The 19,269-nt window shown below is 65.6% G+C and carries 16 protein-coding genes; 5 read left to right on the top strand and 11 right to left on the bottom strand.

Going from position 1 to position 19,269, the window contains the following annotated elements; all coding sequences use genetic code 11:
* Positions 1 to 11 precede the first annotated feature (11 nt).
* Positions 12 to 1,439 carry a Glu/Leu/Phe/Val dehydrogenase gene (locus F618_RS0104475; protein ID WP_019567867.1) on the bottom strand — a complete coding sequence of 476 codons (1,428 nt, stop codon included), beginning with the start codon at positions 1,437 to 1,439 and terminating at the stop codon, positions 12 to 14.
* Between the two features lie 56 nt (positions 1,440 to 1,495).
* Between F618_RS0104475 and dusA the strand changes: the two genes are divergently transcribed.
* Positions 1,496 to 2,485, top strand: a complete 990-nt coding sequence (gene dusA, locus F618_RS0104470) for a tRNA dihydrouridine(20/20a) synthase DusA (RefSeq protein ID WP_019567866.1) — start codon at positions 1,496 to 1,498, stop codon at positions 2,483 to 2,485.
* Between the two features lie 24 nt (positions 2,486 to 2,509).
* Here the strand turns inward: dusA and F618_RS0104465 are convergent, their stop codons facing one another.
* Both F618_RS0104465 and purB read right to left on the bottom strand, forming a co-directional pair.
* Positions 2,510 to 3,682, bottom strand: coding sequence for a cupin domain-containing protein (locus F618_RS0104465; RefSeq protein ID WP_019567865.1), 1,173 nt, complete (start codon positions 3,680 to 3,682; stop codon positions 2,510 to 2,512).
* Positions 3,683 to 3,695: 13 nt separating this feature from the next.
* A complete protein-coding gene (gene purB / locus F618_RS0104460) occupies positions 3,696 to 5,063 on the bottom strand; it encodes an adenylosuccinate lyase (protein WP_019567864.1) in 1,368 nt (455 codons plus the stop codon).
* 96 nt (positions 5,064 to 5,159) lie between these two features.
* Here purB and F618_RS0104455 point away from each other — a divergent pair, with 96 nt between their 5' ends.
* Complete coding sequence (locus F618_RS0104455) at positions 5,160 to 6,542, top strand: lyase family protein (RefSeq protein ID WP_019567863.1); 1,383 nt, start codon at positions 5,160 to 5,162, stop codon at positions 6,540 to 6,542.
* A gap of 43 nt (positions 6,543 to 6,585) precedes the next feature.
* Here F618_RS0104455 and F618_RS0104450 read toward each other — a convergent pair whose 3' ends face one another.
* From F618_RS0104450 to F618_RS0104420, 7 genes are all read right to left on the bottom strand, one after another.
* A complete protein-coding gene (locus F618_RS0104450) occupies positions 6,586 to 8,538 on the bottom strand; it encodes a bifunctional diguanylate cyclase/phosphodiesterase (protein WP_019567862.1) in 1,953 nt (650 codons plus the stop codon).
* Positions 8,539 to 8,567: 29 nt separating this feature from the next.
* Positions 8,568 to 9,407 (bottom strand): HDOD domain-containing protein, encoded by an 840-nt coding sequence (locus F618_RS0104445; RefSeq protein WP_019567861.1) that lies wholly within the window; start codon positions 9,405 to 9,407, stop codon positions 8,568 to 8,570.
* Entirely contained in the window at positions 9,407 to 9,739 is a 333-nt protein-coding gene (locus F618_RS0104440; RefSeq protein ID WP_019567860.1) for a hypothetical protein, read from the bottom strand. Before F618_RS0104440 ends, F618_RS0104445 begins: the two co-directional genes overlap by 1 nt.
* Before the next feature lie 66 nt (positions 9,740 to 9,805).
* Positions 9,806 to 12,559, bottom strand: coding sequence for an aconitate hydratase AcnA (gene acnA / locus F618_RS0104435; RefSeq protein WP_019567859.1), 2,754 nt, complete (start codon positions 12,557 to 12,559; stop codon positions 9,806 to 9,808).
* A gap of 15 nt (positions 12,560 to 12,574) precedes the next feature.
* Positions 12,575 to 13,204, bottom strand: coding sequence for a high frequency lysogenization protein HflD (hflD, locus tag F618_RS0104430; protein WP_018937572.1), 630 nt, complete (start codon positions 13,202 to 13,204; stop codon positions 12,575 to 12,577).
* Positions 13,205 to 13,279: 75 nt separating this feature from the next.
* On the bottom strand, positions 13,280 to 14,377 hold the full coding sequence (gene mnmA / locus F618_RS0104425; protein WP_019567858.1) for a tRNA 2-thiouridine(34) synthase MnmA: 1,098 nt from the start codon (positions 14,375 to 14,377) through the stop codon (positions 13,280 to 13,282).
* Positions 14,374 to 14,835, bottom strand: coding sequence for an NUDIX domain-containing protein (locus F618_RS0104420; protein WP_019567857.1), 462 nt, complete (start codon positions 14,833 to 14,835; stop codon positions 14,374 to 14,376). Before F618_RS0104420 ends, mnmA begins: the two co-directional genes overlap by 4 nt.
* Before the next feature lie 152 nt (positions 14,836 to 14,987).
* On the opposite strand from F618_RS0104420, the gene icd reads away from it, so the two are divergent.
* From icd to clpA, 3 genes are all read left to right on the top strand, one after another.
* Positions 14,988 to 16,244 (top strand): NADP-dependent isocitrate dehydrogenase, encoded by a 1,257-nt coding sequence (gene icd / locus F618_RS0104415; protein WP_018937575.1) that lies wholly within the window; start codon positions 14,988 to 14,990, stop codon positions 16,242 to 16,244.
* 105 nt (positions 16,245 to 16,349) lie between these two features.
* On the top strand, positions 16,350 to 16,676 hold the full coding sequence (clpS, locus tag F618_RS0104410; protein ID WP_018650138.1) for an ATP-dependent Clp protease adapter ClpS: 327 nt from the start codon (positions 16,350 to 16,352) through the stop codon (positions 16,674 to 16,676).
* A 5-nt stretch (positions 16,677 to 16,681) separates the two neighbouring features.
* Positions 16,682 to 18,952, top strand: coding sequence for an ATP-dependent Clp protease ATP-binding subunit ClpA (gene clpA, locus F618_RS0104405; RefSeq protein WP_018169782.1), 2,271 nt, complete (start codon positions 16,682 to 16,684; stop codon positions 18,950 to 18,952).
* Between the two features lie 92 nt (positions 18,953 to 19,044).
* On the opposite strand, the gene infA is transcribed toward clpA, so the two are convergent.
* Positions 19,045 to 19,263 carry a translation initiation factor IF-1 gene (infA, locus tag F618_RS0104400; protein WP_012982660.1) on the bottom strand — a complete coding sequence of 73 codons (219 nt, stop codon included), beginning with the start codon at positions 19,261 to 19,263 and terminating at the stop codon, positions 19,045 to 19,047.
* Positions 19,264 to 19,269: the final 6 nt, after the last annotated feature.

Here is a 19,269-nt window from a genome sequence, read left to right as displayed (position 1 = left end):
GCCCGCGGGAATCAGATCAGGCTCAGGTCGCTGCGGGCGCGAATGATCTTGCGCAGGGCGATCAGATAGGCGGCGGTGCGGTAGTCGAGTACCTCGCCATTGCTTTCCGTCTCGCGGACCTCGTGCATCTCGCGGAAGGCCTCGCGCATGGCGTCGTCCAGGCCCGAGCGGACCAGGTCGATCTCCTCGGCCCCGCGCACCACGGCATCACGAATCCATTCGGGGACGCTCTCGTTGGTCATCATCTCGATGGCACTGACGATGTGCTGGCCCTGTGCCTGGTCGTAGCGGCGCTCCAGGCGCCCGAAGCGCATGTGCGACAGATTCCGTACCCACTCGAAGTAGGAGACGATGACGCCGCCGGCGTTGACGTACACATCCGGAAGGATCGTGACCCCGCGATCACGCAGGGCCTGGTCCGCCTCCCAGGTGCAGGGACCGTTGGCCGCCTCGGCGATCAGCCGCGCCTGGATCTGGTCGACGTTGTCCCGATGGATCGCGCCTTCCAGGGCGGCCGGAATCAGGATGTCGCACTCGCGTTCCATGATGCGGTTGCCATCGCGGACGAACTCGACCCCCGCGAAACCCTCCATGGTGCCGCTGCGGCGAACGTAGTCGTGCAGGGCCTCGATATCGATCCCGTCCTCGGAATACACCCCGCCATCGCTCTTGATGACGCCGACAATCTTCGCGTGATCGTCCTCCTGCAGGAAGCGCGCGGCGTAATAGCCCACGTTGCCGAAGCCCTGGATGATGATGCGCTGGTCACCCAGGCCGCCCTCGAACCCGGCCTCGCGGGCCGCCGAGCCTTCCCGGAAAAAGGCCTGCAACGCATACTGAACCCCCCGACCAGTGGCCTCCAGGCGCCCGACCATGCCGCCCAGCTCGACCGGCTTGCCAGTCACCGATGCGGCATGGTCGAGGTCCTCCGGGTGGCGATCGCGATAGGTCTCCATGATCCAGGCCATCTCGCGCTGGGACGTCCCCACATCCGGTGCCGGGACATTCTGGGCCGGGCTGATGTAGTCGCGTTGAATCAGTTCGTGGGCGAACCGTCGGGTAATGCGCTCCATCTCCCATTCGTTGTACTTCTGCGGATCGATGCGCAGGCCGCCCTTGGACCCTCCGAAGGGGATATCCACGATGGCGCATTTGTAGGTCATCAGGGCCGCCAGGGCCTCGGCGTGGTCCTGATCCATGGTCGGGGAGAACCGCAGGCCACCCTTGGCCGGCAGGCGATGGGCGGAATGCACCGCGCGCCAGCCCTTGAACACCTCGATGCGGTCGCGAAAACGGATCGGAAAGCTCACCTGAATGACCGAGTCGCAGGTCTTGACGGCCTCCCGGGCCCCCTCGGGAAGATCGAGGTAGCCCATGGCCCGGTCGACCATGTGTGAGACACTATCGCGAAAGGTTTCAGGCACTTCGCTTTCCGACATGATGGCAATCCTTTCTGATTTTTGGGCGCCGCCTGCGCGGCATGGAGATTCTGTGAATGGGTAACGCGGGCCACGCTCCCGACCCGCGGTTTTCGGTTGCGCCGATGATGGACTGGACGGACACCTGGTGTCGCCGGTTCCATCGGCTGCTGACACGACGGGCATTGTTGTATACCGAGATGGTGCATGCCAACGCGGTCATCCATGGGGATCGCGACCGGCTGCTGGGGTTCTCCCCGGTGGAACACTCGATCGCGCTGCAGCTGGGCGGCTCCGATCCGGCCACGCTGGCGCAGGCCGCCCGCATCGCGGTGGATCGCGGCTACGACGAGATCAACCTGAACGTGGGTTGCCCCTCCGACCGTGTGCAGTCGGGCGCGTTCGGGGCCTGCCTGATGGCACAACCGGGACTGGTGGCCGAGTGCGTCGCAGCCATGCAGCAGTCCGTTGACGTCCCCGTCACCGTCAAGCACCGCATCGGCATTGACGACCAGGACTCGGAGGCCGACCTGCACGCCTTTGTCGAACGCGTGGCCACCGCCGGGTGCCGCCACTTCGTGGTGCACGCGCGCAAGGCCTGGCTCCAGGGGCTCAGTCCAAAGGACAATCGCGACGTTCCCCCGCTGGACTATCAGCGCGTCTATCGGCTGAAGGCCGAATTTCCCGACCTGACGATTGTCCTGAACGGCGGACTGGACGACGTCGGCGCCGCGCGCGCGCACCTGGAGCATGTGGACGGGGTCATGTTCGGTCGGCTGGCTTACCACCAGCCCTGGAGCCTGTCGGTGGTGGACCGCCTGTATTTCGGGGGCGGGGACGATCCCACCCGCGAGGAGGTCCTGGACGGCATCCTGACGATTGCGGAGGGGATGCACCGTGATGGCGTGCCGCTGGCGCGGCTGACCCGGCATATCCTGGGCCTGTTCCACGGCGAGGCGGGCGCACGCCAGTGGCGACGGATACTGACCGAGGGGGCCCATCACGCAGATGCCGGGCCGGCACTGATCGAGCGGGCCGCGCAGGCCTGTCTCCCCCGGGCGGCCTGAGCGCCCGGAGTCGTTCCAGCGTTGCTATTCGCCCGGGTCGTCCGGTGCCAGCCAGCCGGCCTCGAGCCCATCCTCGAGGATCTGCCGGATCATGGGGATTGCCTCCTCCCATTCCGCGATGCTGAGCGTCTCCGCGCTACAGAAGGCCTCGAGAATATCCGCAGCAACCGCCTGTGCGGGATAGTCGTTTCCGGCGATGCACAGGATCGGGCCATCGGGGCCCTGGAACCACGCACGCCGGACGCCGGGGTGGATCGCAAAGCGATCTGCCGGGCCGGCAGTGGCCGCCAGCTCCGGGTCCCCCGGGGCGAGCTCGACGTTGCCGGCGGGGCGGGTCAGGAAACGTCCCAGATAGGCGTCCAGGTCGTGATCCTCCGCCGCCAGCAGGGCGCGCAGGGCTTCGCGCAGCGCCTCGCGATCCGCGGCGGGAAGCTCCGCTGCGTGCGCGGACGGGTGCCGACCCGGATCCTCGAAGCGCGCCTGGTCGCCGATCACGTTGGCGCGCTCCTCGAGAAACCCGGTCAGGACATCGAGGATGGTCGGGGCGCGAAATCCTACCGACCAGGTCATGCACTGGTCGTCCAGCGACAGTCCGTAATGCGGCAGGTTGGGGGGCAGGTAGAGCAGGTCGCCGGGACCCAGCTCCCAGGTCTCGGTGGGATCGAATGCCCGCAGGATGGCCAGTGGCAGATCGTCGTGGCAATCCAGCGAGCCCGGCGGGTCCTGGATCTGCCAGCGGCGCCGGCCCGCGGCCTGGAACAAAAACACATCGTACTGATCCACATGCGGCCCGACGGAACCGCCGGGCGGGGCATAGGAGATCATCAGGTCGTCCCGGCGCCAGCGCGGGATGAAATCGAAATGGGCGAGGAAATCCGGGCCACCGGGCCAGAAGCGCTCCACGTCGGTGACCAGCAGGGTCCAGTCGCGTTGGGGAAGCTGGCCCAGCCGCTCGGTTTCGAAGGGGCCGTATTCAACATCCCAGTCCCGGCGGTCGACATGCCCGCTGACGATACGGCTCGCGGCGTCCGGATCGGTGGCCAGGCCGGCGAGGTCATCGGGCTCGATCGGATTCTCGAAACCGGCAATCGCGTCGCGCACCAGTAGCGGGCGTTGTTGCCAGTAGTCGCGCAGGAATTCGGCGGGCGTCAGGCCGCCGAGTAGCGCGAGCGGTTGGTTCGGGTCCGGGGCCGCCATGCCGCGCGCGGGATCAGAGTTCGCGCGCGAGCCGGTCGGCGATCCCGGTGTAGCTGCCTGGCGTCAGCTCGCGCAGGCGGGCACGGGCCTCTTCCGGGATGTCGAGGCCGTCGATGAACGCCGCCAGGCCCTCGGGGGTGATGCGCTGGCCCCGGGTCAGTTCCTTGAGCTTCTCGTAGGGCGACTCGATGCCGTAGCGGCGCATCACGGTCTGCACAGCCTCGCCGAGGACCTCCCAGTTCTGGTCCAGGTCCTCTGCCAGGCGTCCCGGCTCGATCTCCAGCTTGCCCAGGCCGCGGCCGAACGCCTTGTAGGCGGTCAGCGACCAGGCGAATGCCAGGCCGATGTTGCGCAGCACGGTGGAGTCGGTCAGGTCGCGCTGGAACCGCGAAACCGGCAGCTTGCTCGCCAAGTGGTCGAACAGGGCGTTGGCCAGACCCAGGTTGCCCTCGGCGTTCTCGAAATCGATCGGGTTGACCTTGTGCGGCATGGTCGAGGAGCCGACTTCGCCGGCGACCACCTTCTGCTTGAAATAGCCCAGCGAGATGTAGCCCCAGATGTCGCGCGACGCATCCAGAAGGATCGTGTTCGCGCGCATGAAGGCGTGGAACAGCTCCGCCAGGAAGTCGTGCGGCTCGATCTGGGTCGTATGGGTGTTCGGTTCCAGGCCCAGACTCTCGATCATCCGGCGCGACAGGGACGGCCAGTCGACCTCGGGGTAGGCCACGGAATGGGCGTTGAAGTTGCCCACCGCGCCATTGATCTTGCCGAGGCAAGCCACCCCGGCGATCTCGGCGCGCTGCCGCTCCAGTCGCGCGACCACGTTGGCCAGTTCCTTGCCCATGGTGGTGGGGGAGGCGGGCTGGCCGTGGGTGCGCGCGAGCATGGGCTGTTCGGCGAAGCGGCCGGACAGTTCGCGCAGCGGCGCGAGCACGGCGTCCAGGGCCGGGAGCATCACCATGTCGCGCGCCTCGCGGACCATCACGCCGTAGGCCAGGTTGTTGATGTCCTCGGAGGTGCAGGCGAAGTGCACGAACTCGATCTGGCTCTGCAGGTCGGAGCGGTCCGCCATCTGTTCCTTGATGTAGTACTCGATCGCCTTCACGTCGTGATTCGTCGTGGCCTCGATCTCCTTCACGCGCGCCCCGGCCACTTCGTCGAAACTGAACGCGATCTCGTCGAGGAAGGCGCCGGCCGTATCGGTCAGTGCCGGGACCTCGGGGATCGCGGGCTCGGCGGCCAGGGCCTTGAGCCAGGCGATCTCCACCCGCACGCGGGCCTGCATCAGACCTTGTTCGGAGAAGTAGGGGGCCAGGTCGCGGGTATGCCGGGCATAGCGGCCATCGACGGGGCTGATCGCGGACAACGGGCTCAGGGACATGGGGATTCCGGGGTCGGGTTCGGGACAGGCGGCGCAGTATACTAAGGTGCTCAACTGCAATACAGCATCGCGCCACGCGCAAACCAGGAGGAAGGCATGTCGAAGCCCGCAATGCGTCAGGAACAGGACAGTCTCGGGACGGTGGAGGTCCCGGAGCAAGCCCTGTGGGGCGCCCAGACCCAGCGCGCTGTGGACAACTTCCACATCAGCGGGCGGCCGCTGCCGCAGGCCTTCATTCGCGCCCTGGCCCAGACGAAGGCCGCCTGCGCCGAGGCCAACCAGGGGCTCGACCAGCTCCCGGACGAGGTGGCCGGGGCGATCGTCGCGGCCGCCGAGAGCATCGTCAGCGGCGAGCATGCCGATGCCTTCCCGGTGGATGTCTATCAGACCGGTTCCGGGACCAGCAGCAACATGAACATGAACGAGGTGATCGCAAGACTGGCCTCGAGTGATGCCTTGACGGTCCACCCGAACGATCACGTCAACCGTTCCCAAAGCTCCAATGATGTGATCCCCACCGCCCTGCATGTGGCTGCGTCCGTTCAGATGGAAAAGCAGCTGATGCCGGCCTTGCGTCATCTCATTGCGACCATCGCCCGGCGCGAGGGCGAACTGACCGCAATCGTGAAGACCGGACGCACCCATCTGATGGACGCGATGCCGGTGCGGATGAGTCAGGAGCTGTCCGGCTGGCGCCGGCAACTGGAACTGGACGTCGAACGCCTTCGCGACACGCGCGCACGGGTCAACCGACTGGCGATTGGCGGCACGGCGGTGGGCACCGGCATCAATGCACCGGCCCAGTTCGGGGACCGGGTCACCCACCGCCTGGCGGAGCGCACCGGGATCGCCTTCGAGCGCGAACCCAACGGCTTTGCGGCACTGGCCAGCCAGGACACCGCAGTGGAGCTCTCCGGCCAGCTGCGCACCACGGCCACCAGCCTGATCAAGATCGCCAACGACCTGCGCTGGATGAATTCGGGCCCGCTGGCCGGACTGGGTGAGATCGCCCTGCCGGCCCTGCAACCGGGCAGTTCGATTATGCCGGGCAAGGTCAACCCGGTGATCCCCGAGGCGGTGATCATGGCCGCGCAGCAAGTGGTTGGCCTGGACGCCGCGGTCGCCGCCGCGGGACAGGGGGGCAATTTCCAGCTGAACGTCGGCCTGCCGCTGATCGCCGACAATCTGCTCACCCAGATGGGGCTGCTGGCGCGCGCGGCCGAACACCTTGCCGATCGGGCCATCGCTGGCTTCACGGTCAACGAGGAGGTCTTGCGCGCGGCCCTGGACCGCAACCCGATCCTGGTGACGGCGCTGAACGCAGAGATCGGCTACGAGGCCGGCGCCCGGATTGCCAAGGAGGCGTACGCCAGTGGCCGGCCGATCGTTGATGTCGCGGCAGAACATACGGACATCCCGCGTGAACGCCTGCAAGCCTTGCTGAACCCGGCGAGCCTGACCGAGCCCCAGACGGACTAGTCCAAGGCCGCTCGGGCCCATGGGTTCGGGGTGACGAACGGGGTCAGGCGGTCGCGGCTGGGAGCTGGACCCGGTCGCGGAGCAGGCCCCGCAGCGCGTCGAACGCCACCGGGTGCGAGAAATAGAAGCCCTGGGCCGTGTGGCAATCCAGCTGTTGCAGGATCTCCGCCTGGCGTTCGGTCTCCACGCCCTCCGCGATGACGTCCAGCCCCAGGGTATGGGCCATCAGGATGATCGCGCGGACGATCTGCGAATGTTCCTCGCCCTGGTCGAGATCCTTCACGAAGGAGCGGTCGATCTTCAGGGTGTCGGCCGGTATCTGCTTGAGCTGCACGAGGGACGCATGACCGGTTCCGAAATCATCGACCGCCAGGGACATGCCGGCGTGACGCAGTCGCTGGAAGACCCGCGCCGCCCCCTGGGGGTCGTCCATGATCGCGGTCTCGGTGAGCTCCAGCTCGATACAGCGGGGCGGAATGCCGGCCTCGCGGATAATGCGGTGGAAGGTCGCCGCAAGATCCGGCTGACGCAGTTGGCGCGCGGAGACATTGATTGCGATACGCGGCAGTTCGTCTTCGGCCACTCGCAGGGACTGCAGGTCCCGACAGACCTGGCGCAACACCCATTCCCCGATCTCCTCGATCAGGGTCATGTCCTCCGCCAGTTCGATGAAATGGCTGGGGGGCAGCAGACCCAGCGTCGGGTGCTGCCAGCGAATCAACGCCTCGGCGCCGATGATTCGGCCGCTTTCCAGCTCGATCTTGGGCTGGTAATGCAGTCTTAGCTGATCATTGGCAATTGCCTGCCCCAGTTCGTTTTCCAGCTCGAAGTGGCGGAAGGTGCGGGCGTTGAGGTCCTTTGTGTAGAACCGGAACCCGTTGCGACCGCGCTGCTTGGCCTCGTACATCGCCGCATCGGCGTTGCCGAGCAGGGTGTCCGCATCCTCGCCGTCATAGGGGTAGACGGCAATCCCGCAGGAGACACTGCTGACCACGGGCTGATCGAAGATCTGCCGCTCGGTCGCCGTTTTGCGCACGACATCGGTGACCAGCCGGACGACGCCCTCCAGGCCATGCGTGTCCTCGACGAGGATGCCGAACTCGTCGCCGCCAAGACGCGACAGGGTGGTTCGCAGGTGGCGTCCCGAGCGTTCCCGGGCATGGTCCAGCAGAGCGGACAGGTCCTGGGCGACCTTGCGGATCAGCTCGTCGCCGGCACGGTGACCCAGCGAATCGTTGGTGCGCTTGAAGTTGTCCAGATCCAGCAGGATCAAGGCCACATGCCCCGCCGCGGCACCCGCGTGGCGCTCCATCGCCTGCGACAGCCGGTCGCTGAACAGCATGCGGTTGGGCAGGTTGGTCAGCGAGTCGTGGGACATGTGGTGCAGCAGCTCGCGTGACTGGCGCTCGGTGATGCGCTGCAGTGCCTTCTGGCGCCGGTCCATCATCTGAAACAGGTCGGCACTCTCCAGGGCATAGGCCGTGTTGAACAGCACCATGGTCAGTGTCGACAGGATCATCTCGTAGCGTTGCAGCTCCGCCTGCCGGAAGCGGGCGACGAACATCCCGCGAATCCGGGTGCGCGTCGAGATCACGTGCAGCATCACACTCTCGCCCTCGACCGGGGAGGGCAGACAGACCGGATGGTTCTGGTGCAGCGCCCAGGAGAACTGGCCGTCCTGGATCAGTTGTTCGACGGTCTCCGACAGGTCCGGCGCCAGCTCCCCGGGGCGTTCCTGATAGTCGAGGTTGAACGAGCAGTCGTTGTCCAGGACGTATACCGCCATGTCCTGTGTCGGCAGCAGGCGCCGGATGGACTCGATGGTGTTCTGGATAATCAGTTCGGGACTGCGGTTGCGGTCGGTGTCACCGAAGATCGCCGTCGTCGAGGCGAGCACATCCATCGCATAGGCGTTGGCTTCCAGTGCTTCCTCGAGGAAGCGGATGCGCTCATGGAGGGCATTGACCTCCTCGGGCGTGCGGTACGATGGGCTCATGCAACAGCGTCCTTTGCTTGCATACAGGCTCAGTCGAGGAGGATCGTCTGCATCTGATCCAGATGCTTGCGCGCGTGGCCGATGATGTCCTCGTAGACCGCCATCTCCAAGCCAATGCGGTCGAAGGTCTCCGGGGCAACCGGGGGCACGAAACGCTCCCCGGAGGATCCCAGCCGCAAGGAATTGGCGATGCTGTCGGCGACGTGCACGATGGCCGTCTCCACGGGAAACGCGCGGGCCTCTTCCGGGGCATGGTGGTAGCGCGTGGCTTCCACCTGGGCCGGGGCCATCCCCCATTCCTCCAGCAGGGCGGACCCGATGGCGGCGTGGTCAAAACCCAGCAGTTCGCGTTCTGCCTCGTACAACAGGCACTGCTCGCGCTCGCGGATGTTGATCAGCTCCTCGGTGCGGCTGCCCAGCCGAAGAAACAGCAGCAGCCGCCCGAGGTCGTGCATGATCCCGTAGAGGTACAGACGTTCGATGTTCGCTTCGCGCCGAAAGCGGGCGATCGAGCGGCTGAGCACGCCGACTGCAATGCTGTGGCGCCAGAACGATTCCATGTCGACGCCGATGACCGGCAGGCCGCGGAAGTGCTCGATCACGATGGTCGACAGCACGATCTGCCGCATCTGCTGCAGGCCGATAATGGAGACTGCCCGGTGCAGGGTATCGATCGGTTCGGGGAAACCGTACAGCGAAGAGTTGGCCATGCGCAGCGTCTTCGCCGCAATGGCCGGGTCCAGTTCCACCGCCTCGGTAATCCCGGCCACGTTCGCGGTCGGGTCGCTAAGGCGCGAGAAGATCGTGTTGTAACTCCCGGAAAAGCTGCACAACGAGTCATCCTTCTCGAGGAACTCGGCAACGGTCATCATGCGCTCCGGGCCTTGTGGCGGCGGCGCACGAGCTCGTCGATCAGCTGGGCACGCGCGATGGAGTAGATGCCGTCCATGGGATGGCCGGTCAAGTCACAGTGACGGAAGCGCTCGGCCAGGATGGTGTCGGCCTGTTCCTCCATCTCCGGGGTGGGCCGGGCCTCCGCCGACAGGTCCGGGACCTCATCGTCCCGCGAATCGTTGGCCGCGGCATGTTCGTCCTCGACGATCTCGACAGTGCTGATGCCCCAGGACAGGAGCACGCGGATCTGCTTGTCCTGGAGCACCATGCCGGCGGGGATCAGGAGACGGCCGGAACGGTCATGCACGGCTGTTGCCAGCGTCTGACCGGACTGAATCACCTCCGTGGATACCCGCCGTCCCATGGCCAAACCTTATGCGGAAGCTGCGAGCTGGCGCAACACGTAGGGCAGGATGCCGCCGTGGCGGAAGTAATCCACCTCCTGCGGGGTATCCAGCCGCACACGTACGGCAAAGGTCTTGCGGTGGCCATCATCGGCCACGGCGGTGACCGTGGCCTCGCGCGACTCGCCGTTCTCCACGCCGGTAATGCTGTAGGTCTCGCGCCCGGTCAGTCCGTGGCTGGCCGCGTTCTCGCCGGGCAGGAACTGCAGCGGCAGTACGCCCATCCCCACCAGGTTGGAGCGGTGGATACGCTCGAAGGTCTCGACGATGACCGCCTTGACGCCCAGCAGCAGGGTGCCCTTGGCGGCCCAGTCGCGCGAAGAGCCGGTGCCATATTCCTGTCCGGCGATGACGATCAGCGGGGTGTCCTCTGCCTGGTACTGCATCGCCGCGTCGTAGATCGACATCTGCTCGCCATCCGGCAGGTGCTGGGTCACGCCCCCCTGGGTCCCGGGCGCCAGCAGATTGCGCAGGCGCACGTTGGCGAAGGTCCCGCGCATCATCACTTCATGGTTGCCGCGGCGGGAGCCATAGGAGTTGAAGTCGGCCGGCTTCACGCCCTTCGATTCCAGATAGCGACCCGCCGGGCTGTCCTTGGCGATGGAGCCGGCCGGGGAGATGTGGTCCGTGGTCACCGAATCACCCAGCAGCGCGAGGACGCGCGCGCCCTGGACATCGTTCCAGGGCGTAGGCGTCATGCTCATGCCCTCGAAGTAGGGCGGGTTGCGCACATAGGTGGAGTCCTCCTGCCAGTCGAAGCGCTGACCCTGTGGAGCCTCCAGGTTGCGCCAGCGTTCCTCGCCGGAATAGAGGTCACCATAGGCGCTGGTAAAGCTGCTCGCGCCGACATGGCTGGCCACCGCCTCGCGCACTTCTTGCGTGGTCGGCCAGATATCCTTCAGGTAGACCGGCTCGCCCTGTTGATTCTCCCCGATCGGGTCGCTGTACAGGTCGATGTTGCTGCGTCCGGCCAGGGCGTAGGCAACCACCAGCGGCGGCGAGGCCAGGAAGTTCATCTGCACCTCCGAGTGGATCCGCCCCTCGAAGTTGCGGTTGCCGGAGAGTACCGAGCTGACGATCAGGTCGTCCTTGATGATGGCCTCGGAGATCGGTTCCGGCAGCGGACCGGAGTTGCCGATGCAGGTGGTGCAGCCGTAGCCGACCACGTGGAAACCGAGGCCCTCGAGGTCCGGCAACAGACCGGATTTCTCGAGGTAATCGGTCACCACGCGGGAGCCTGGAGCCAGCGATGTCTTCACCCAGGGCTTCACCTGCAGTCCGGCCTCGCGTGCCTTGCGCGCCACCAGGCCGGCACCCAGCATTACCGAGGGGTTGGAGGTGTTGGTGCAGGAGGTGATTGCCGCGATCACGATGTCGCCGTGATCCAGGGTGAAGGTCTCGCCATCCATCTCGATGGCGGTGTGGTGGGGCTCTTCCGCCTGATGCTCGACGCCCACGGCGGTATGCCCGCCCTCGGCCGCGAAACGCTCGGCGTCGTCCGGTTCGTCCGCGCCGCTCTCGCGCTCTTTCAGCATGGTGTCGAGGTGGCGGCTAATGGTGGCGCCGGCCTGGCTCAACGGGATGCGGTCCTGTGGGCGCTTGGGGCCGGCCAGGCTTGGCTCCACGGTAGACAGATCCAGCTCCAGCATGTCCGTGTACCGCGCGATCGGGGCATTGTCGTTGCGCCACAGGCCCTGGGCCTTCGCGTAGGCCTCGATGAACTCGATGTGCTGGGCGTCGCGCCCGGTCAGGCGCAGGTAGGTCAGGGTCTCGTCATCGATCGGGAAGATGCCGCAGGTGGCGCCGTATTCCGGGGCCATGTTGGCGATGGTGGCGCGATCGGCCAGTGGCAGGTCGGCCAGGCCGTCGCCGAAGAACTCGACGAACTTGCCGACCACGCCCTTCTTGCGCAACGTCTCGACGATCACCAGCACCAGGTCGGTCGCGGTCGCGCCCTCGGCCAGCTTGCCGGTCAGGCGGAAGCCCACGACCTGCGGGATCAGCATGGAGATCGGCTGGCCGAGCATCGCGGCCTCGGCCTCGATGCCGCCCACGCCCCAGCCGAGCACGCCCAGGCCGTTGATCATGGTGGTGTGGGAATCGGTCCCGACCAGGGTGTCGGGGTAGGCCATGCAGCCCCCCTCGGCCTGGTCATCCACGAACACCGTGCGCGCCAGGTACTCGAGGTTCACCTGGTGGACGATGCCGGTGTCCGGCGGCACCACCTTGAAGGTGTCGAACGCCTGCTGGCCCCACTTGAGGAAGCTGTAGCGCTCGCGGTTACGCGAGTATTCGAGCTCGGCGTTCAGGTTCATCGCGTTGGCGTTGCCGTGGGCATCCACCTGCACGGAGTGGTCGATGACCAATTCGGCCGGCTGCAGCGGGGTGATCTTCTTCGGATCGCCGCCCAGGGCCTCCATTGCATCGCGCATCGCGGCGAGGTCGACGACCGCCGGCACCCCGGTGAAGTCCTGCAGCAGCACGCGCGCCGGACGGAACGCGATCTCCTGGGTCGGTTCGGCCTTCGGATCCCAGTCCAGCAAGGCCTCGATGTCGGCGCGGCGCACCGTGCGCTCGTCCTCGAAGCGCAGCAGGTTCTCCAGCAGCACCTTCAGCGCAAACGGCAGGTCGGTCGCCCGGGCGTCGTCGGTGATCGGCACGTAGCGGCATTCGCGGCCGCCAGCGGTGAGGGTCCGGGTGTTCTTGGGGTCAGCGTGGCTCATGTGCGTCTTCCGCGTTCAGGTATTGAGTCGATTGAGGATGTCATGCGCTTCGCGAATCAGCCGCTTGCGGCCGAAAAGCAATTTCCAGCGCGATCCACCGGCCTGGCGCCAGAGGACCGCCGCGCGGATCCCGGCCAGCAGCAACGCACGGATGCGCGCGGCGGTGTCGGGATTGGAGAGGTTGTTCTGTTCGCCCTGCACGATGATGCGCGGGCCGAGCTCGGAGATGGTCTCCTTGTAGATCTCGGCCAGCCGGGCAATCACGCTTTCGTGGGTGATGTGGAAGTAGTCGATCTGGCGCTGGGCGCCCTGCAGGCCGTCGGTCAGCTTCTGCAGCATGTCGTCGCGCTTTTGCAGCTTGCGCTCGAGGAAGATCAGCCCGATGGCGTAGCGGGTGATCTCCATGTCTGGCGGCTTGCTGCCGTTTTGCAGCTGGCTCTCGATACGTTCCAGGCCACTGCGCAGGCTGACCGCCTCGCGATAGACCGCTTCCGGGGTGTCCGCGTCGAAGGCGAACAGGCTCCCGACCAGGACCTCGAATTCGTAGTCGTCGCAGCTCCCGCGCCAGGCCAGATCCTTGACCAGGCTCGCGCACTGGAAGAGGGCGGCCAGCGCCAGGGTGCGGTTGTGATCGGAGCGGTCCAAACCAGTCGGTTCCTTGGGTGGGTCGGAGTCGGGTCGCCGGGCAGCGGCCACTATACCGGAAGTGGCCTGGCAGACTCACGGCGCATTCGTGGTTCGTGTGGCGATCACCGCCCCGCCCAGGCAGACATCGCCGCGGTAGAAGGCGATGGACTGCCCCGGCGTCGCCGCGCGTTGGGGTGTGTCGAAGACCACGGTGGCGCCGGCCGTGTCCAGCGCCTGCACCCGGCATTCCTGCAAGGGCTGGCGATGGCGTAACCGGGCCTGCAGCGGCTCACCGGGGACCGGTACATCGTGGATCCAGTGCACCACCTCGGTGGTCAGTGAGGGGCTCATCAATAGCGGGTGCTGCGGATCCTGGGCGACCACCAGGGTGTTGCTGTCCAGGTCCTTGTCGACGACATACCACGGGGCTTCGGCAAAGCCGTCGACCCCGCCGATCCCCAGGCCCTGGCGCTGACCGAGGGTGTAGAACATCAGACCCTGGTGGCGACCGACCACCTGGCCTTCCGGGGTGCGCATCGCTCCCTCGGGCGCTTTCAGGTACTGGGCGAGGAAGTCACGGAAGCGTCGCTCGCCAATGAAGCAGATCCCGGTGGAATCCTTGCGCGCATGGTTCGGCAGACCCAGTTCCCGGGCGCGTTCGCGGACCTGATGCTTGGGAATGTCTCCGAGCGGGAACAGGGCGGGGCGCAGTTGCTCCTGGGTCAGGGTATGCAGGAAGTAGGTCTGGTCCTTGTTGGCATCGGCCGCCTGGCACAGCTCACTGTAGTGCGCGTGATGGCGCACCCGGGCGTAGTGACCGGTGGCAATCCAGCGCGCCCCGAGATCCCGGGCATGATCGAGGAACGAGCGGAACTTGATCTCGCGGTTGCAGAGGATGTCGGGGTTCGGGGTGCGCCCGGCCTCGTACTCATGCAGAAACTGCGTGAACACCCGCTGGCTGTAGTCCTCGGTAAAGTTGGCCTTGTGCAGGGGGATCTCGAGAGAGTCCGCCACTTCGCGCGCCATTGCGTAGTCGGCCTCGGCGGCGCAGTACTCGGCGTCGTCGTCATCTTCCCAGTTCTTCATGAACAGGCCTTCGACGCGATAGCCGGCCTCCAGCAGGCGGCTGGCCGCGACAGCGGAATCGACCCCACCGGACAATCCGACGATGACGCGCTCGCCGCGAATCATGCGCCCGGCGCCCGAACCAGATCGCCCACCGCCGCGAGCGGCAGCCGCAAGCCGTCCTGATACCGGCGGATGCTGCGCATCACCAGCAGACTGCGCAACGGCCATTCACCCTCGGCCTGTTCGGGCGCCAGCCAGTGCAGGGCATGAATCGCCGGGTCGCGGGGGGCAGGGGATTGAACCGGTGACACCGGGCCGCAGAAGGTCACGCGCAGAATCACGGCGCCGCTGGCCACTTGCAGCAAGTCGCAGCCGAGGGCCGCCTCGGGCACGAATTCCAGGCAGGTTTCCTCGCGGACCTCGCGGATCACGGCCTCCATCAGGTCCTCGCCGGCATCCAGGTGGCCTGCGGGCTGGTTCAGCACCCGGCGGCCGGCGTCGGTTTCCTCGACGAACAGGAACCGGCCCTCGCGCTCGATTACGGCGGCCACGGTGATATGACAGGGGAGGCGGTCGGTCATGGCACGGATGATAACGCAGGCTGCCGGTCGGGCTGCCATAGGGGAACGCGCAATCGCGCACTGGTTCGGTCACCGGAAAACCCGGTCCGGCATGTATAATCAGGTCATACGTGATTAACGATTCATCTACGAAATCCGCACAAGGAGTTGGCATGGCCTATCAGCACATTCAGGTCCCGGAGAAGGGCGAACGCATCACTGTCGACGACCAGGGGAAGCTGCAGGTGCCGGATCATCCGGTGATCCCCTACATCGAAGGTGACGGGATCGGTGTGGACATCACCCCGGTGATGCGCCGGGTGACCGATGCGGCGGTGGAAAAGGCCTACGGCGGCAAGAAGGCCATCGAGTGGATGGAGGTTTACGCCGGCGAGAAGGCGACGCAGGTCTACGATGACGACTCCGGGCTGCCTGACGAGACCCTGGAGGCGGTGAAGGACTATCGCGTGTCGATCAAGGGTCCGCTGACCACCCCGGTGGGTGGCGGCTTCCGCTCCCTGAATGTGGCCCTGCGTCAGAAGCTGGATCTGTATGTCTGTCTGCGCCCGGTGCGCTATTACGACGGCACCCCGAGCCCGCTGAAGGAGCCGGAGAAGACCGACATGGTGATCTTTCGCGAGAACTCCGAGGACATCTACGCCGGGATCGAGTTCGAGTCGGGGACCCCGGAGGTCAAGAAGGTCATCGACTTCCTGCAGGACGAGATGGGTGTCACCCAGATCCGCTTCCCGGAGACCGCCGGGATCGGTGTGAAGCCGGTCTCCAGCGAAGGCACCAAGCGCCTGGTGCGCAAGGCCATCGAATATGCGATCGATAACGATCGCCCGTCGGTGACCCTGGTGCACAAGGGCAACATCATGAAATTCACCGAAGGCTCCTTCAAGGCCTGGGGCTACGAGCTGGCACGCGAGGAATTCGGTGCGAAGGATCTGGACGGCGGTCCGTGGCAGACCTTCAAGAACCCGAAGACCGGGCGTGACATCGTGATCAAGGATGTGATCGCCGACGCCTTCCTGCAGCAGATCCTGCTGCGCCCGGAGGACTACTCGGTGATCGCGACCCTGAACCTGAACGGCGACTACATCTCCGATGCCCTGGCGGCCCAGGTGGGTGGTATCGGCATCGCGCCGGGGGCGAACCTGTCCGACAGCACGGCGATGTTCGAGGCCACGCACGGCACGGCGCCGAAGTATGCCGGTCAGGACAAGGTGAACCCGGGGTCGCTGATCCTGTCTGCCGAGATGATGCTGCGGCACCTGGGCTGGTCGGAAGCGGCCGACCTGGTGGTCAAGGGCATGGGTGGAGCGATCAGTGCCAGCGAGGTCACCTACGACTTTGCGCGGCAGATGGATGGCGTCGAGCCGATCGACTGCTCGGCCTTTGGCGAGGCGATGATCAAGCACATGTGAGGGTCGGGTGGTCGGAGTGTCCGTAAGGGCACTTGGCCTGAGCCCGGAACCAATCGAGGATGACGACTAACAAACGAGTAACCGCTGAAGGCGTAATTTCGACCGATGAGTAATGACAAGCCCCAATCCCCCGATCGAGACGACTCGGTAACGGTCGAAGAATCGAGGCCGGAGCTCAAGCCACCGCGACAGTACAAGGTGGTGTTGCTCAACGACGATTTCACGCCGATGGAGTTCGTGATCGAAGTACTGGAGACCTTCTTCAGCATGGATCGCGAGAAGGCCACCCGGGTCATGTTGCATGTGCATACGCGTGGCAAAGGCGTATGCGGCATCTTTACCCGGGATGTGGCCGAGACCAAGGTGGCGCAGGTGAACGACTATGCCCGCAGTCATCAGCACCCACTGCTTTGCTCGATGGAGGAGGTCTGACTCCCATGCTCGACAAGGAACTCGAATTCAGCCTGAACATGGTCTTCAAAGAGGCCCGCGAAAAGCGTCACGAGTTCGTGACGGTTGAGCATCTGCTGATGGCGCTGGCGCAAAACCCCAGCGCGGCCACGGTGCTGCGGGCCTGCGGGGGCGATCTCGATCGCATCCGCGACGAGCTTGCGGCCTATATTGACGAAAACACGCCGCGCATCCCGCCGAGCGATTCGCGCGAGACCCAGCCAACCCTGGGCTTCCAGCGAGTGCTGCAGCGGGCGGTATTCCATGTGCAATCCAGCGGGCGCAAGGAGGTCTCCGGCGCCAACGTGCTGGTGGCCCTGTTCGGAGAGCAGGACAGCCAGGCCCTGTACGTGCTGGGTCAGCAGAACATCTCGCGTCTGGACGTCGTGAATTTCATCTCCCACGGCATCTCCAAGGTCGGGGAAGACGAACTCGGGGCCCAGCCCAACCCGGGCGAGTCCCAGGCTGAGCCGGTGGAGGGTGAGCGCGAAGAAAAGACCAACGCGCTGCAGCTCTACGCCGCCAACCTGAACGACAAGGCGCGCAAGGACGAGATCGACCCGCTGATCGGGCGCGATCATGAGATCGAACGCACCATCCAGATCCTCTGCCGCCGCCGCAAGAACAACCCATTGCTGGTGGGCGAGGCCGGCGTGGGCAAGACCGCGATCGCCGAGGGTTTGGCGCGCCGCATCGTCGATGAACAGGTACCGGACGCGATCGCGTCTGCCACCGTCTATTCGCTGGATCTGGGCGCGCTGGTCGCCGGCACCAAGTACCGCGGTGACTTCGAGAAGCGTCTGAAAGGCGTGCTCGCCCAACTCAAGAAAGAGCCGGGCGCGGTGCTGTTCATCGACGAAATCCATACCATCATCGGGGCCGGCGCGGCCTCCGGCGGGGTGATGGACGCCTCCAACCTGATCAAGCCGATGCTCGCCTCGGGCGAACTGAAGTGCATCGGTTCAACCACCTATCAGGAATATCGCGGCATCTTCGAGAAGGACCGGGCCCTGGCGCGGCGCTTCCAGAAAATCGAGGTGCCGGAGCCGACGGTGGACGAGACCGAGCAGATCCTGCGCGGGCTGAAGTCCCGCTTCGAGACGCACCACAACGTGCGCTTCACCAAGCCGGCCCTGCGCGCGGCGGCGGAACTAGCCGATCGCTACATCACCGACCGTTTCCTGCCGGACAAGGCTATCGACCTGATCGACGAGGCCGGGGCCAGCCGGCAGTTGCAGCCGGTCAGCCAGCGCAAAAAGACCATCGGCGTACAGGACATCGAGACGATCGTGGCCAAGATCGCGCGCATCCCGCCGAAATCCGTCTCCAGTTCCGACAAGGAGACCCTGCGCCACCTCGATCGCAACCTGAAGATGACCGTCTTTGGCCAGGACGAGGCCATCGGGACGTTATCCACCGCGATCAAGATGGCCCGCTCCGGGCTGGGCGACATGGACAAGCCGATCGGCTCGTTCCTGTTTGCCGGGCCGACCGGTGTCGGCAAGACGGAGGTCACGCGCCAACTGGCGCAGCAGATGGGCATCCATCTGGCCCGCTTCGACATGTCCGAGTATATGGAGCGGCATACCGTATCGCGCCTGATCGGGGCGCCGCCGGGCTATGTGGGCTACGAACAGGGAGGGTTGCTGACCGATGCCATCCTGAAGCATCCGCATTCGGTGCTGCTGCTGGACGAGATCGAGAAGGCCCACCCGGACGTGTTCAATGTGCTGCTGCAGGTGATGGATCACGGCACGCTGACCGATGCCAATGGGCGCGAGGTCGACTTCCGCAACGTGATCCTGGTGATGACCACCAACGCGGGGGCCGAGCAGGCCAGCCGTCCATCGGTGGGCTTTACCAAGCAGGATCATTCCAGCGATGCGATGGAAGCGATCAAGCGCACGTTCACGCCGGAGTTCCGCAACCGCCTGGATGCCACCATTCAGTTCGGGCCGCTGGACGAGGCCACCATCCTCAGCGTGGTCGACAAGTTCCTGATCCAGCTGCAAGCCCAGCTCGACGAGAAGAAGGTGCATATGACGGTCGAGCCGGAGGCGCGTGCCTGGCTGGCCGAGCACGGCTACGATGTCAAGATGGGCGCGCGCCCGATGGCGCGTACGTTGCAGGAGTACATCAAAAAGCCGCTGGCCGACGAGCTGCTGTTCGGACGACTGGCCCACGGTGGCGAAGTGGTGGTCCGATTGGGCGAGGCTGGTCTGGAGCTGGATATCCAGGAAACGGCGGTGCCGTCCTGACGCGGCTCGCCGATCCGGCGTTACCGGGCCCGGGAAGGCCCGCAAACGAAGAAGCCCCGGTCCGGCCGGGGCTTCTTCGTTGGAGAGGGAACTTACTTGTTGCGGTAGACGATACGACCCTTGGTCAGGTCATAGGGCGTCATCTGCACGATCACCTTGTCACCGCGCAGGATCCGGATGTAATGCTTGCGCATTTTTCCGGAGATGTGCGCCGTGATCGTGTGCCCGTTTTCGAGCTCCACCCGGAAGGTGGTGTTGGGGAGCGTTTCGACTACAGTGCCCTCCAGCTCGATTTCGTCTTCCTTCGCCATACGGTC

Origin of the sequence: Thioalkalivibrio sp. ALMg13-2, from assembly GCF_000381185.1 — a bacterium.
Lineage (GTDB): Bacteria > Pseudomonadota > Gammaproteobacteria > Ectothiorhodospirales > Ectothiorhodospiraceae > Thioalkalivibrio > Thioalkalivibrio versutus.
This window is presented reverse-complemented; position numbering and strand designations above follow the sequence as displayed.

Bases quoted from the DNA above. Each gene is read 5' to 3' on its own strand.
- F618_RS0104475 (WP_019567867.1), bottom strand. From the start codon at position 1,439: ATGTCGGAAAGCGAAGTGCCTGAAACCTTTCGCGATAGTGTCTCACAC.
- dusA (WP_019567866.1), top strand. From the start codon at position 1,496: ATGGGTAACGCGGGCCACGCTCCCGACCCGCGGTTTTCGGTTGCGCCG.
- F618_RS0104465 (WP_019567865.1), bottom strand. From the start codon at position 3,682: ATGGCGGCCCCGGACCCGAACCAACCGCTCGCGCTACTCGGCGGCCTG.
- purB (WP_019567864.1), bottom strand. From the start codon at position 5,063: ATGTCCCTGAGCCCGTTGTCCGCGATCAGCCCCGTCGATGGCCGCTAT.
- F618_RS0104455 (WP_019567863.1), top strand. From the start codon at position 5,160: ATGTCGAAGCCCGCAATGCGTCAGGAACAGGACAGTCTCGGGACGGTG.
- F618_RS0104450 (WP_019567862.1), bottom strand. From the start codon at position 8,538: ATGAGCCCATCGTACCGCACGCCCGAGGAGGTCAATGCCCTCCATGAG.
- F618_RS0104445 (WP_019567861.1), bottom strand. From the start codon at position 9,407: ATGACCGTTGCCGAGTTCCTCGAGAAGGATGACTCGTTGTGCAGCTTT.
- acnA (WP_019567859.1), bottom strand. From the start codon at position 12,559: ATGAGCCACGCTGACCCCAAGAACACCCGGACCCTCACCGCTGGCGGC.
- mnmA (WP_019567858.1), bottom strand. From the start codon at position 14,377: ATGATTCGCGGCGAGCGCGTCATCGTCGGATTGTCCGGTGGGGTCGAT.
- F618_RS0104420 (WP_019567857.1), bottom strand. From the start codon at position 14,835: ATGACCGACCGCCTCCCCTGTCATATCACCGTGGCCGCCGTAATCGAG.
- icd (WP_018937575.1), top strand. From the start codon at position 14,988: ATGGCCTATCAGCACATTCAGGTCCCGGAGAAGGGCGAACGCATCACT.
- clpS (WP_018650138.1), top strand. From the start codon at position 16,350: ATGAGTAATGACAAGCCCCAATCCCCCGATCGAGACGACTCGGTAACG.
- clpA (WP_018169782.1), top strand. From the start codon at position 16,682: ATGCTCGACAAGGAACTCGAATTCAGCCTGAACATGGTCTTCAAAGAG.
- infA (WP_012982660.1), bottom strand. From the start codon at position 19,263: ATGGCGAAGGAAGACGAAATCGAGCTGGAGGGCACTGTAGTCGAAACG.